Origin of the sequence: Blautia sp. AM28-27, assembly GCF_003480905.1 — a bacterium.
Classification (GTDB): domain Bacteria; phylum Bacillota; class Clostridia; order Lachnospirales; family Lachnospiraceae; genus Fusicatenibacter; species Fusicatenibacter saccharivorans.
Genome location: NZ_QUJK01000002.1, coordinates 354,880 through 368,808, shown reverse-complemented (window position 1 = coordinate 368,808; position 13,929 = coordinate 354,880). Strand labels below are relative to the sequence as shown.

Genomic DNA, 13,929 nt, shown 5'->3' with positions numbered 1-13,929 from the left:
CACACTTCCCATCAGGGCAATCCGAATTGGTCCACCGGACCAATTCTTGATACGCAAAGCAAAAAAATAATGCAGGAGATGGGACTTGAACCCACACGATCTTGCGACCACAGGCACCTGAAGCCTGCGCGTCTGCCAATTCCGCCACTCCTGCATTTCTTAGTTGTCTTAGCGGTTGTCCGCTTGACAAGATAGATAATAACAGCTTTCTAAAGAAAAGTCAACACTTTTTTGAAAAAATTTTAATTTTTTTGATTTTATGAAAAATATGGATAATAGCGATAATTTTAAACAATTTTACACTGTCTGAGATTCGTCTGTTTTTCTTTCCCCGTCTGCACATCTTCTCCGCACAGAAATAAAAAGACCCTGCCGGGAAGTTTCTGCATCATTCCAGGCAGGGTAAAAAATAATGCAGGAGATGGGACTTGAACCCACACGATCTTGCGACCACAGGCACCTGAAGCCTGCGCGTCTGCCAATTCCGCCACTCCTGCATTTCTTGTCTTGCAGCTCTCATGTGCCGCTCAACAAAACATATATTACCAGATGATTTCGAATCTGTCAACAGCTTTTTTCAAATTTTTTCAAAAAATTTCAAATTTTCTTTTTTGCCCCGAAAAGCCCGCCATCCGCAGGGCTTTTCGGGAGATTCTGCATCACCTGGACTCCCGGCAGGAAATTGCCGTTAGCAGCGCAAGTCCGAAGAAAATACAGAAATCAGAAACATTGAACACAAGTCTGCGGAACTTCTCCGGTCCAAACCGGAAGCTGACATAGTCGGTCACGTAACCTCTCTTATGCCGGTCATACCAGTTCGACATGCCGCCGCCAATCGTAAGCGCAAGCCCAAGCTTCTTCGCCTTACACTTACGTCTGCCCGCCAGCGCTCCGAGACGCGCCCACAGTCCGGACAGCAAAAAGAAGGTGAGAAATTCCACCTTCTTCGTGCTGTCCGCGAAGCCGCCGCCCGCTACGCCGCGGTTATGACATTTCCGCAGGACAATATGTCCTTTGCAGACCGGGATCTGCTCATTTTCCTTTAACTCCTCTTCTGCCTTCTTTTTCAGGCATCCGTCTGCAAGGAAAACCGCTCCCGGCAGCAGGGTCCAGATCATTCCTCTTCCGGTACCTCTGCTTCTTTTTCAGGCTCTTCTTCCGGCGCTGCTGCTTCGGTTTCTTCTGCTTTTTCTTCCGGTTCTACGTGTACAAACTCGGCATCCTCCGGCTCATCTTCCTTCTCCGGCATAGCAGCACCGCAGCGCATGCAGAAAGCTGCATCTTTCGGAACACTTGCGCCGCAGGCCGGGCATACGATGCGGCCTCTCTTGTTTGCCACATCTTCCTTGCAGTCTGCAATCTCTTTTTCCAGATCGGTGATATCTTTGCAGATGCCGGCAAGATTCTCGTCGAATGCTTCGCCGTTCAGATAGCGGTTGTAGATGATCAGTCCGATATCCTGGTAATTCTTCTCAATCTGATCCTCGAGCGCATGCTGACGGGTGCGGATCTTCTGAATTTCTACGAATTCATCTGTTTTCTTTCCCACAGTATCCACTGTTTTTTTCAGTGTTTTACTTAAATTTCCAAAAAAATCCTCTGCCATAGTTAAAACCCTCTCTTTCTTATCTCTTATTTCAAGAAAACGCCAGTTTCACGTCTGCTCCGCTGTGTTTTCCAGTTACCTTATTTCTGCTCTAACTTTGGAACTTCCTGACCGCGCAGGAGAATCGTCGGCCCGCCGGTCTTTTCAATATAGTCTTTTGTGATGATAACCTCTCCGATGCTGCTGTCCTTTGGAATCTCATACATGATATCCAGCATGAAATCCTCGATGATCGAACGGAGTGCTCTCGCACCGGTATCTTTTTCCAGCGCTTTTCTTGCAATAGAGCGAAGTGCATCATCATCAAATTCCAGTTTCACCTCGTCGAGTTCGAGCAGTCTCTTATACTGCTTCAGGATCGCATTTTTCGGTTCTTTTAAGATCTCGACCAGCATATCCTCATTGAGACTCTCCAGCGTAAATACGATCGGCAGACGGCCAAGGAACTCCGGCACCATACCGAAAGTCCGAAGGTCTTCTAAGGTCACCTGTGACAGCAGGTTCTTATCCCCATCATACTTGTCCTTCAGATCCGCCTGGAAGCCAATGGAAGCTGTCTTGTTCAGACGCTCCTTGATGATGTCCGTCAGATCCGGGAAGGCACCGCCGCAGATAAAGAGAATGTTTCTGGTATTGACGGTCTCGAGCGGAACCATCGCATTTTTGCTGTTGGCTCCCACCGGAACTTCGATGTCGCTGCCCTCGAGGAGCTTCAGCATTCCCTGCTGTACAGCTTCTCCGCTGACATCTCTCTGGTTTGTATTTTTCTTTTTCGCAATCTTGTCGATCTCGTCGATGAAGATGATACCGTGCTCCGCGCGCTCCACATCGTTGTCTGCGGCCGCTAAAAGCTTAGATACCACGCTTTCAATATCATCACCGATATAACCCGCTTCGGTAAGGGATGTGGCGTCCGTGATGGCAAGCGGCACATCTAAGAGGCGTGCCAGTGTCTGCACCAGATACGTTTTTCCGGAACCGGTCGGTCCGATCATCAGCATGTTGGATTTTTCGATCTCGATATTTCCGTCCTGCGGTGCAAAGACACGTTTGTAATGGTTATAAACGGCAACCGACATGACTTTCTTTGCACGTTCCTGGCCGATGACGTATTCGTCAAGCATCGCCTTGATCCGGTGCGGCGGCGGAATGTCCTTGATGGAAAATTCTTTTGTTTTCTTCTTTTCTTCTTTTTTCTTTACCCGCTGCCGGTTCGGGATCTGGTTGGAAAGCCCGGAGAGATCGAACATGCCGATATTCGGCATGTTGTTCATATTATTCATCATCTCATTGATCTGGCCCGGGTTCTGGTTCATGGTATCAAAGCTCTTCTGCATGCAGTCCGGGCAGATATTGATGTTTCCCGGAAGGGTAATCATCTTTCCGGCTTTGCTCTCCGGTCTGCGGCACATGAAGCAGACTTTTTCATAGGTATCTTCTGTATGATGGTCAGAGCTTTTTGTTTCCGCCTTCGTTTCGTCCGCGGTACCGTCCACTCTGTCTTTCTCTTCTGACATGATTTTTCAAATTCCTTTCTGTAATAGATCGCTTGGTCTAGCTTGATTATAGCCCAAAAGCCATAGGGTCACAAGTAAAAACTTTCTTAAAAATTACCAACTTTTTTAAGAATTTTACAAATTCAAAAAATTATATCAAAAAATGCAGAAAAAGGCGGACAGCCAGGCGTTCATATTCCTGTGCTGTCCGTCTTTTTTCTCTTAGGAAATAGTTATTTCGAGTTTTTATCTGTTGCCAAACGGATTCTGAATACCCTGGTCATTCTGATCGGAGCTTCCGGTTCCGTCGTTTGTGGTTCCGTTGCTGCTTCCGCTCGTCTGCGGCATATCTGCTGCAGAGCCAAGGGTCAGCGTCAGTGTTACTTCTTTGTACTCACCGTTGTCCGCGCGCTGTACGGTGACATCTACAGTCTCGCCTGCCGCATAATAGGTCAGTGTCTCTTTTAAGCCTTTGGCGTTCGAGATGCTTCTTCCATCAAACGTGGTGATAACATCGCCTTTCTTGAAGCCCGCATCGGCTGCCGGGCTGCCGTCCACAACGCTCATGATGCAGACACCGGTCGGAATACCGTAGTTCTGGGAAACATCTGCGCTGACATCCGCCATGTTGATTCCGATATAAGCGGCCTCATCATCGCTGACTTTGTATCTTGTTGTCAGGTTCATCAGGTTCTGCAGAATCGGCTCCGCTTTCGAAATCGGGATCGCAAAGCCCATGCCCTCGACCTGTGTGGAGCTGTATTTTGCTTCGTTAATGCCGATCAGCTCACCGTTCATGTTTAGAAGGGCGCCGCCGCTGTTTCCAGGGTTGATGGCTGCATCGGTCTGGATCAGTCCCTCAGAAGTAATCGTCTCGCCGGTACTCTCATCCTGACTGGAGATCGTACGGTCTTTTGCACTGATATATCCGCTCGTCAGGGACTGGCCGGTTCCCAGTGCATTTCCGATTGCCACAACCTGATCACCGACCTCAAGGTCATCGGAATTTCCCATCACGGCAATTTTGATCTGGCTCTTTGTCTCGTCCTTGATGTCGGAAAGTTTTACTGCAACAACAGCAAGGTCATTGTCCGCATCGGTACCTTTGATCTGGCCTTCTACCGTCTCATCGTCGATAAAGCTGACGGAAAGAGACGTTGCACCGCTGACAACGTGGTTGTTTGTCGCAATCAGGAGCTCATCGTCGTTCTGTCCGACAATAACTCCGGTTCCGCTTGCAGGAACTTCCTGGCTTGTGGTTCCGAAGAATGTCTCAACTTCTTCCACCGTTGTCGTAGAAATTGCTACCAGAGACGGCATCGCACTCGATGCAACATCTTTCACGGACATCTCGCCGGTTGCTTTTACGGTATCGGAGGTATCACTGCTGTCTGCTGCCGTTGTTGTGGTGGTCGTCGGAATTGTAACTTCCTGCTTCTGCTCTGTTGCTGTACCGATCACTTTCGTACCGACTGCTGCAGTCCCAATGAAAACACCGCCTGCCACGAGTCCGAAGCACGCTGCCATGGCAAGTGTCATGCCCCATTTTTTTGCGGCTGACATTGGTTTTTTCGCTTTCTTTTTGTGATCCTGCGGCTGCGGAACGGCAGAAAACTGTGGTTTTTCCTGCTTCGGAGCACTCTGTGTCTGTGACTGGTACTGATAATGTTCTGTCTTTGCAGAAGATGTCTGCTCTGCCTTTGCCTCCGACGGCTCCGGTTTTCCGGTGTAGGAAGCGCTGTTATTCTCCTCGCCGGTCTTTCCGCTGATTTTCGGATTCACCCAGCTGTAGGTTGTCGTTTTCTTTTCTTCCGCCTTCGGCGCTTCTGCGGTTTCCTGCGGTTTTTCCGTCTCTGCCGCACTCTGCTCTGCTGTCGTTTCTGCTTTTACTTCTTCTGTATGCTCTGCAGCTTTGGTTTCCTCTGCTGCCTCACCATTTATTTCTTCTTTTTTGAATTCTTCACTCATGGCTGATCCCTCTTTCTCTTTTCTATCTCAGGCACCAATACACAGTGCTCTTATTTCTTTCTTCATTTTCTACTGCCTATTGTACGTTAGAATTGTGTTGAAACTGTGATAATTTTGAAAAAAGAGGAATTTTATGCTGCGGTTTTTATTCTACCGTAACGGATTTCGCCAAGTTTCTCGGTTTATCCACATCGAGGCCTCTGCCGATCGATACGTAGTAGCCAAAGAGCTGCAGCGGAATGATCGCCAGGGAGTTTGCAAAAATCGGATTTGTCTCCGGCAGGTAAACTACGTAGTCGGCTACTTTTTCCACTTCTGTATTGCCAACGGTCGTTACCGCCATGACAAACGCGCCTCGTGTCTTCACTTCCTGAATATTGCTGATCGTTTTCTTGTAGAGCTCCGGCTGGGTCAGCACGGCTACGACAAGGCGTCCGTCCTCAATCAGGGAAATGGTTCCGTGTTTCAGCTCACCGGCTGCATACGCCTCGGAATGGATGTAGGAAATCTCTTTCAGCTTCAGGGAGCCCTCCATCGAGATTGCATAGTCGATGCCGCGTCCGATGAAAAAGACGTGTTCTGCCGCAAGATAACGGTTGGCAAAACGCTGTACGTTCTCCTTGTGGGACAGCAGCAGGGAAATCTGCTCCGGCAGGCGCTCAAGGCTCTGGATCATTGCATCGAAGTCATTCTGTGAAACGGTTCCGCGTACTTTGGCAAACTTCATCGCCAGAAGATACTGCGCGATAAGCTGTGTGCTGTACGCTTTCGTTGTCGCAACAGCGATCTCCGGACCGGCCCAGGTGTACATGACATTGTCTGCCTCTCTTGCAATCGAACTTCCAACTACGTTTACGATGCCAAGGGTACGCACGCCCTTTTCTTTTGCAAGGCGGAGAGCCGCGAGGGTATCGGCCGTCTCACCCGACTGGCTGACGATGACCACGAGCGTATTTTCCGGCAGAATCGGATCACAGTAGCGGAATTCGCTTGCCAGATCTACCTCAACCGGGATTCTTGCCAGCTTTTCGAAGATGTATTTTGCGGTTACACCGGTGTGGTATGCGGAACCGCAGGCAACGATAAAGATCTTGCTGATTGTACGGATCTCTTCGTCCGTCATGCCAAGCTCCTCGATCACTACGTCACCATTCTTGATGCGTGGGGTCAGCGTATCTTTTACGGCTTTTGGCTGCTCATGCATCTCTTTCAGCATAAAATGCTCATAGCCGCCTTTCTCTGCGGCATTCATATCCCATTCGATGTGCGTAGGCTCCTTTTGCAGCTCCTCCTCATCGATATTGTAAAAATGAAGGCCGTCTCGGGTCAGCTTGACAATCTCCTCATTTTCCAGAAAATAGACATCTCTTGTATATTTCAGTACAGCCGGAACGTCGGATGCAATCAGGTTTCCGCTCTTACTTGTACCAACGATCAGCGGGCTGTCTTTACGGACCGCATACACCTCATCCGGATGGTCGCGGAACAGGATACCCAGTGCATACGATCCCTCCATACGGTGCATAACCTTTGTGATCGTTGCAAGCGGATCGCCGTTATAATAGTAATCCAGCATATGGGCAATTACCTCGGTATCTGTCTCCGAAAGGAACTCATATCCTTTGGACATCAGTTTTTTCTTTAATTTCAGATAATTCTCAATAATTCCATTGTGTACAACGACAATCGAGTGGTCTTTATTGAAATGCGGATGTGCATTCAGATCGGAAGGTGCCCCATGCGTTGCCCATCTCGTATGTCCGATTCCTACGGTACCCGGAAGTGTCGCTCCATTTTGTGTCATTTCCTCAAGCACCTTCAGACGGCCCATTGCTTTCTGCATCTGAATTTTGTTTCCATCGTATACAGCAATTCCGGCCGAATCGTATCCGCGGTACTCCAGCTTTGACAATCCGTCCAGCAGCACCGGGGCAGCCTGGCAGGTTCCAATATATCCAACAATTCCACACATAGATTTTTTCCTCCTAACAGTAAAAGGCGGCACCCTTGTTCTGTTTTCAGGTTATGCCGCCTTCTAATTTCTTGTTCTTTACTTTTTTACCACGCTGCTCCGTTCTCTGTCAACCTTATGGAGCATTTCGTATTTACTTACAAGATCTTTTTATTTTTGTTTTTTACTTTCACTTATCTTCTATTTCGTTTTTTTCGTATCTTTCCGTGATATTCCCACCATGTTTTGTTTGAGGTACACCAGCGGATTACACTGTCCGGAAGGCTTTTGTATCGTTTTCCGAGGAAGTAGCCCACATATTTGAATCCGCTTTGAAAGAATAACGTGACGAGCAGCCACGGCTTATGAATTTCGCAGACGTAGGATGCCGATTTTTTCACCATACGGATTCCCTCACTCTCAGACGGATACGCATCAAAGATCTCCGGATGCTGTGCCTGGGATACACCGAGGTCGAAATTGCGGTGAAGCTGTGCCAGACAACCGTAATTGTGGGAATGTACCACCTTCGCATCTGCCGCATAGGCAATCGCATAGCCCGCCTGCACAAGATGCCCGGCATAGATCATATCTTCGTTAAACAAGGTGCTTTCTACAAATCCACCCAGCTCTTCATATGTCCTGCGGTCATACATTGCACAGACATTGGAACAGAAAAAAGTCTTAACACCAAGTTTTGGCAGATCACCGGCATCCTTGATATCACTCTCGTCCGGATAGTTAAAGCCTCTCGTAAACCGTTCCAGTGTACGGCAGTCATCCCGCGGAAGCTGCCGCGCATAGGCCGCCTTCACATGCGGCAGTGAAAATTTTTCCACCAGATGTTCCACGCACGCATTATCGTACGGCATGGCATCCTGGGTCATAAAAAGCAGAAGATCCGCATCTGAACTTTCTGCCATCGCCCTTCTCGTTCCGCCGTGGTCAAATTCGCTTGGCCGGATATGCTCTACCATAATTTTATCCGATAACTGCTCCCACGCCGGGTTCCAGAACTTTTTCCCTGTGTTTACAACCCGGATCGACCGGATCGGGTAAGTCTGTTCCAAAAGGCGGGGCAGAAGCTCTGCGAACTCCTGCCCTGGTTTATACGTTGGTATCATGACATCAACGGTATATTGACTCATTTTATCGTCTTCTCCCTGTGTTTTATTCTCCTGCAACCACAGAATCTGTTGCTGCGCCCGGTCCCTGATTCAGCACATATTCGATCATTGTCTCATCATAGCCGCTCTTTCTTGCAATATAATCGCTGTACTCTGTTACGGCTGCCGAAGGATCGTATCCAAGCTCCGGATACAGATACGCATGCAGTTCTTTTACGTTGTGCTCCAGCGTAACCGGTATAACAACGTCCACGCCAAGTGCATTTTCCACGTTTTCCCCGTAGCACAGCTGGAACGGATATGCGTACGAGGTTCCCATCTTATACGTGACAGCATGCATACCAAGCTCCAGAATTTCGTTTTTAGTGAGGCTGGTGCTGACATTTCCCATAACCTTATCCAGAATTTCCGGAATTTTTGTCGGATTCTGTTTGATCTTCTGTACCATCAGGTTAATCACAATACGCTGACGGCTCGTACGTTTTGCATCGTCACCGCCACCGTAACGGATTCGTGCGTAGGAGGTGGCAAGAGCACCACTGACATGGCGAACTTCCGTGTAGTCATCCCCAAGTTCCTCATCATATGGGATCTTTTCATACTCCACGCCCTGTGCCTCGGATACTTCCATGTTGTAATTGTTTGCATGCACACATTCCGCATTTGACATTTCAATATCGAGACCGCCCAGAACATCAATCGCATCGGCGAGTGCCTTGAAGTTTACGGTGACATAATCGGTCAGCGCAAGATCCAGATTGGTATTCAGCATGGAAAGCATACTCTCCGGGCCACCGCGGTTATAGGCGGAATTGGCTTTGTCAAACTCATAATATTCGTCGGTATACTTCGCCATATTCATCCAGCTGTCACGCATAATCGACACCATACGGATTTCCTGCTTGTCGTGATCAATACAGCAGAGGATAATGGTGTCACTGTTCATGCTTTCTGCCAGCTCGGACCCTTTCACACCTCTGGCGTCCACGCCGACCAGCGCGATCACCTGTGTACCGGACAGCTGCGAAAGATCGGTATTTGCCTTGACCTCACTGTTGATCTGAATCTGAGAGGTGTCCAGCGTGTCCTGGTTCATCTTGTCCATAGAACGGTTGATCCACGCATAAACAAAAAGAATCCCGGAAAGAATCAGCAGTACAGCGATCTCCATTCCAAAAATAATTTTTCTCCGGCGCATCTTTTTATATCTTCTGCTCTTTTTGTAATTCTTCTTCGCCATCTTTTTTCCCCTTATCTTTTAGTAAGCGTTTTTGTTCACAAACCCTTTGAAAAAGGTCAGGAACAGGATTTTAAAGTCAAGTCCCAGTGTCCAGTTTTCAATGTAATACAGGTCACAGTCAATACGCTTTCGGATGGAAGTGTCTCCCCGGTATCCATTCACCTGTGCCCACCCCGTAAGACCGGGACGCACCTGATGTTTTACCATATAACGCGGGATTTCCTCCCGGAATTTTTCCACAAAGAAAGGGCGCTCCGGGCGCGGTCCGACCAGGCTCATATCGCCTTTTAAGATGTTGAAGAGCTGCGGAAGCTCGTCGATACTGGTATGACGCATAAATTTTCCAAACCCTGTTACACGTGGGTCATTTTTCACGGTCCATGCCTTCTTTTCCTTTTCTTCCGTCTGAACCGCCATAGAACGGAATTTATACATTTCAAATGGCTTATTGTGCAGGCCGACGCGCGTCTGACGGTAAATCAGCGGGCCCGGTGAGGTCAGCTTGATCATGATGCAGGAAAACAGCATCACCGGTGAGAACAGCACAATTGCCACCAACGCGCCGAAAATATCTACAATTCGTTTCAGCATTGCATTGAATGTATTGGAAAGCGGCACGTAACGGATATTCACAACCGGAAGACCTTGAAGATCCTCTGTGTAAGGCTTGGTCGGAATGATGTTGTGATAATCCGGTACAAACTGCGTATGCACACCGGATTTTTCACACATGGCAACAATTTCTTCCAGGCGGAAGTATTCGTTCAGTCCAAGCGTAATGGCAATTTCATCCAGTTTGTTTTCCGGCAGAATGACCGACAGATTATTGATTCTTCCAAGTACCTTAACTCCGCGGTACATCGTTCCGGCTTTCACGTGGTCATCGAGAATTCCGCGGACCAGATAGCCCCACTCCGGATTGGCAATGATCCTGTCAATATATTCCTCGGTCGCACGGCTGTAGCCGACCATCAGAATCTGTTTCTGATTGCGGCCGTGCTTCCACATATTGCTTAAGATATAGTGGATCAGATTTCTTACGATCGTTTCCAGAGAAACGTTTAACACAAAGAAAATGCAGAGCATACCACGGGAGAAGTGCACCTGGCGAACCATGTAAAGCATGGCCAGCCAGACCAGAAATCCAACCGTATTCGCTTTTAAAATATTTGCAAACTCCAGACGTCTTCCCTGTAAACGTTTGGATGCATAGAGATTGAATGCATAGTAAAGCAGCAGATAGCCTGGCACGATATAGAGCAATGCCATCATATACGTCGCCGGCGGCAGAATTCCCCTTTCCGGATGCGTATTCATAACACCGAGCCTTACATAACAGTACCAGGAAAGTACGTAGGAAAGTGCAAGTACAACAGCATCGATCAGGACATGCATCCGGTCAAAATATTTCTGATTATCGTTGATCAAATTTGTTCACCTTATCTGTTTTTTTCGGAACTTAAAAATTCCCTTATTGTTAACTATACAATAAGTTATAAAAAAGAGCAATCCTGTTTTTCTAACAATTTTATTATTTTTGTAAAATTTTTAACCATTTTGTAATCTTTGGTTCTCCTTCTCGTGCGCGTTCTGTCTTACGCACGGTCCAGAAATCTGCGGAACACATTGAGAAACAGTTCCCATTCAATCACCAGATACGTACCGAGGCGTTTCCAGCAAAAACGGATTTTTTTCGCTTTGTTTTCCGGTTTTCTGCAGATAGAAAAACCATTTTTGATTCCTGCCAGATACTCTTTTCCGTATCCCTTCGATGCAAAGAAGACCAGCTTTGCCGTAAAGCCCAGGACAAAAGCCGGCAGATTAAACAGAATCTGCAGAACCGGCATATTTTTATAGATCAGATAAATATTGTTTCGGGACGAATAGCGGATTTTAAAGAGATTATACCGTGAACCGCTCGTTCCGCTTCCAACGTGGTAAACCTTTGCCGCCGGCTCGTACCAGTTCTCATATCCGAAGAGCCGCGCGCGGTAGCCAATATCGGTATCCTCAAGGTACGCAAAATGCTCTTCATCAAAAAGTCCTGTTTTTTCCAGAAATTCGCGACGGTAGATCGCCGCACCGGCACAGGCTGCGAAAATGCGGTCTGCTTTTTCAAACTCGCTGACCGGTTTTCCCTTTCCTCTGGCAAACGCCCATCCAAGCATATTATAGTAATTTCCGGCATCGTCGATTTTATCACGCTCCTGGTAGGAAATCAGCTTTGCGCTGCATGCAAATGCATTTTTCCGTCTGCTGATACCCTCATACAGCCGTTCAATAAAATCAGGAAACACCTCCGTATCATTGTTCAGAAGAATCACATACGGCTCTTCTGACCGGCTGATCCCTTCGTTGACCGCACGGCTGAAGCCGTAATTGTCATCCAGCCGGATGATTTTTGTCTTTGGATAATGCTCCCGCACAAATGCACAGCTTTCATCCTGTGAACCGTTATCCACAAAATAGGTAGTAAATTCGGTAAAGGTCTGTTTTGCAAGTGCTGCAAAGCATGTCTCCAGATATCGGTACCCATTATAATTTGGTATTACAACTGCTACTTTGTCCATGGTTTTACTCCCCTGCCGTCGGCACGCAGTCCGTAGTTCCACGATGCCAGTGTTAAATTTGGATTGTAGCAGGGATCTCCTGCCTTTAACAGCCCAATCCAGCGGCTGCGCATAAACTCAATCTCCGACTGGAAACGGCGTACCTTTTTTTCATCGTCTTCAGCTCCCCTGGACTTTGATTCATAGTGGTAGAGCTCCACGTGCGGATTGTATACAATTTTATAGCCCGCTTTTCCGATCCGAAGGCAGAGATCTACATCATTGAATGCGACAGACAGTTCTTCCTCAAAGCCGCCGATCTTCTCAAATACTTCCTTCTTCATCATCATGCATGCTGCCGTCACCGCGCTTACATTCATCTGGAGTGATGCCTTATGCAGATAGCCGCTTCTTCCACGTGCCAGCCCTAAAAAGGCATGACCTGCGATACCGCCGATGCCAAGGATGATACCCGCATGCTGCACCGTATTGTCCGGGTAATACAGCTTTGCGCCGACCGCCCCGATCTGAGGTCTCTGCAGATTGGATACCATTTTTTCCATAAAATCCGGCGTGATCACTTCCATGTCATTGTTCAGAAACAGGAGATACTCTCCCTTCGCCTCCCGGACGCCGAAATTATTGATCGCAGAATAGTTAAAGCCCTGTTTCGGATATTGTAAAACGCGGATCCCCTGTGCTTCAAGCTCCTTGTAATACGAAAACGTTGCTTCCTCCGTGCTGTTATTCTCGATGACAAGAATCTCGAACGTCGGATACGTACATTTTTTCCGGATGGATTCTATACAGGTGCGTAAGGTATCGGCCTGATCCTTATTCGGAATCAGAATGGAAACCAGAGGCGTTCCCTGCAGTTGATACTCCACATCATAAAAGCCGTAATCCGACCGCAGTGTAACGGTTCCCGTCTCGCCACAGCGAAGGAGATTGCCCTCGATCGCCTTTTTTCCCGCCTCGTACGCGTACAGTTTGCTCGCCGGGTTGTCTGCCGTAGAAGCACTGTGGACTCTCCAGTGGTACAGTACCCGCGGAACGTGTACGATCTTTCCCGCCATCTCCGTACAGCGGAAAATAAAATCATAATCCTGCGCACCGTTGTACTCCGGACGGAGACCACCGGTTTTTTCTGCAATTTTCCGACGTACAGCAAAGAAATGACAGATATAATTGTTGGATCGCAAAAGATCCAGATTGAAATCCGGTTTGAAATGCGGCTGGAAATATTCGGAAAGATCAGTCCGTACCTTGTCCTCATCGGTATAAAAAACATCAATGGACGGATCCTTTTCCAGACGGATCGCAATCTCAAAGAGCGCATCCGCAGAAAGCAGATCATCATGGTCCATAAATCCGACAAACTCTCCTGTCGCTGCAGCAAGCGCTGCGTTCGTATTCTCAGCAATACCGATATTTTCCGGAATCAGAATATTTTTCACGCGAGTATCCTTTTCGGTATACTCTTTCAGCACACGCGCCATTGTCTCGTCCTCCGGGCTGGCATTTCCGATCACCAGCTCCCAGTTCGGATAGCTCTGCCGTTCCAGTGATTCTATCATCTGGCGGAGAAAAACTTCCGGCGTACGGTAAGCAGGAACGACGACACTGATTTTAGGACTGCAGGAAAATCTGTGATTTCTCTGACGTACCAGATCCTCCTCTTTTACACAGTACTGCTCCCGCCACGGCCCGTATGGAACTTCCTCCGGCTCCATCCGCTCCGAAAGACGGATCAGAAATTCTTTTACTCCGTAATGTTTTAAGTAACGCAGTCCCTTTTGTATGTTATATGGTTTCAGTTTCCGTATCAAACGGAGCCATTTCATATCTGACACTTTTTTAACTCCTTGGGGTTTTTGTTTTTTGTTTTTCAGTTTTTTTGTTTTTTCCGTATGAACTCGTTCGCATTATACTCTATTTTACTGCATTTTGCAAATCCCGACTGAAAATATTAAGAAATTATGTATTTCTTCC

Annotated in this window: 10 protein-coding genes and 2 tRNA genes; all 12 read right to left on the bottom strand. The window is 47.7% G+C overall.

From position 1 onward, the window contains the following. Positions 1-70 precede the first annotated feature (70 nt). A tRNA-Leu gene (locus DW743_RS05870) sits at positions 71-154 on the bottom strand. Between the two features lie 259 nt (positions 155-413). Further along, positions 414-497 (bottom strand) — tRNA-Leu (locus DW743_RS05865). Between the two features lie 162 nt (positions 498-659). Then, on the bottom strand, positions 660-1,118 hold the full coding sequence (locus DW743_RS05860) for a signal peptidase II (protein ID WP_117760870.1): 459 nt from the start codon (positions 1,116-1,118) through the stop codon (positions 660-662). Further along, entirely contained in the window at positions 1,115-1,606 is a 492-nt protein-coding gene (locus DW743_RS05855; protein WP_117760868.1) for a zinc-ribbon domain-containing protein, read from the bottom strand. Before DW743_RS05855 ends, DW743_RS05860 begins: the two co-directional genes overlap by 4 nt. Before the next feature lie 80 nt (positions 1,607-1,686). Continuing rightward, a complete protein-coding gene (clpX, locus tag DW743_RS05850) occupies positions 1,687-3,123 on the bottom strand; it encodes an ATP-dependent Clp protease ATP-binding subunit ClpX (protein WP_055219393.1) in 1,437 nt (478 codons plus the stop codon). 225 nt (positions 3,124-3,348) lie between these two features. Beyond that, positions 3,349-5,070, bottom strand: a complete 1,722-nt coding sequence (locus tag DW743_RS05845) for a trypsin-like peptidase domain-containing protein (RefSeq protein WP_117760866.1) — start codon at positions 5,068-5,070, stop codon at positions 3,349-3,351. Positions 5,071-5,215: 145 nt separating this feature from the next. Then, positions 5,216-7,042, bottom strand: a complete 1,827-nt coding sequence (gene glmS, locus DW743_RS05840) for a glutamine--fructose-6-phosphate transaminase (isomerizing) (RefSeq protein WP_117760864.1) — start codon at positions 7,040-7,042, stop codon at positions 5,216-5,218. A 173-nt stretch (positions 7,043-7,215) separates the two neighbouring features. Beyond that, positions 7,216-8,169: a glycosyltransferase family 2 protein gene (locus DW743_RS05835; protein ID WP_117760862.1), complete on the bottom strand. Its 954-nt coding sequence runs from the start codon at positions 8,167-8,169 to the stop codon at positions 7,216-7,218. 22 nt (positions 8,170-8,191) lie between these two features. Further along, on the bottom strand, positions 8,192-9,388 hold the full coding sequence (locus DW743_RS05830; RefSeq protein ID WP_117760860.1) for an LCP family protein: 1,197 nt from the start codon (positions 9,386-9,388) through the stop codon (positions 8,192-8,194). 18 nt (positions 9,389-9,406) lie between these two features. Then, entirely contained in the window at positions 9,407-10,816 is a 1,410-nt protein-coding gene (locus tag DW743_RS05825) for an undecaprenyl-phosphate glucose phosphotransferase (protein WP_117760858.1), read from the bottom strand. A gap of 167 nt (positions 10,817-10,983) precedes the next feature. Continuing rightward, complete coding sequence (locus DW743_RS05820; protein ID WP_117760856.1) at positions 10,984-11,958, bottom strand: glycosyltransferase family 2 protein; 975 nt, start codon at positions 11,956-11,958, stop codon at positions 10,984-10,986. Further along, positions 11,946-13,781 carry a glycosyltransferase family 2 protein gene (locus DW743_RS05815; protein WP_117760934.1) on the bottom strand — a complete coding sequence of 612 codons (1,836 nt, stop codon included), beginning with the start codon at positions 13,779-13,781 and terminating at the stop codon, positions 11,946-11,948. The genes DW743_RS05820 and DW743_RS05815 overlap by 13 nt, the downstream gene beginning before the upstream one ends. Positions 13,782-13,929: the final 148 nt, after the last annotated feature.

Excerpts from the sequence above, each read along its gene's own strand:
- DW743_RS05860 (WP_117760870.1), bottom strand. The coding sequence starts at position 1,118 with ATGATCTGGACCCTGCTGCCGGGAGCGGTTTTCCTTGCAGACGGATGC.
- DW743_RS05855 (WP_117760868.1), bottom strand. The coding sequence starts at position 1,606 with ATGGCAGAGGATTTTTTTGGAAATTTAAGTAAAACACTGAAAAAAACA.
- clpX (WP_055219393.1), bottom strand. The coding sequence starts at position 3,123 with ATGTCAGAAGAGAAAGACAGAGTGGACGGTACCGCGGACGAAACGAAG.
- DW743_RS05845 (WP_117760866.1), bottom strand. The coding sequence starts at position 5,070 with ATGAGTGAAGAATTCAAAAAAGAAGAAATAAATGGTGAGGCAGCAGAG.
- glmS (WP_117760864.1), bottom strand. The coding sequence starts at position 7,042 with ATGTGTGGAATTGTTGGATATATTGGAACCTGCCAGGCTGCCCCGGTG.
- DW743_RS05835 (WP_117760862.1), bottom strand. The coding sequence starts at position 8,169 with ATGAGTCAATATACCGTTGATGTCATGATACCAACGTATAAACCAGGG.
- DW743_RS05830 (WP_117760860.1), bottom strand. The coding sequence starts at position 9,388 with ATGGCGAAGAAGAATTACAAAAAGAGCAGAAGATATAAAAAGATGCGC.
- DW743_RS05820 (WP_117760856.1), bottom strand. The coding sequence starts at position 11,958 with ATGGACAAAGTAGCAGTTGTAATACCAAATTATAATGGGTACCGATAT.
- DW743_RS05815 (WP_117760934.1), bottom strand. The coding sequence starts at position 13,781 with ATGAAATGGCTCCGTTTGATACGGAAACTGAAACCATATAACATACAA.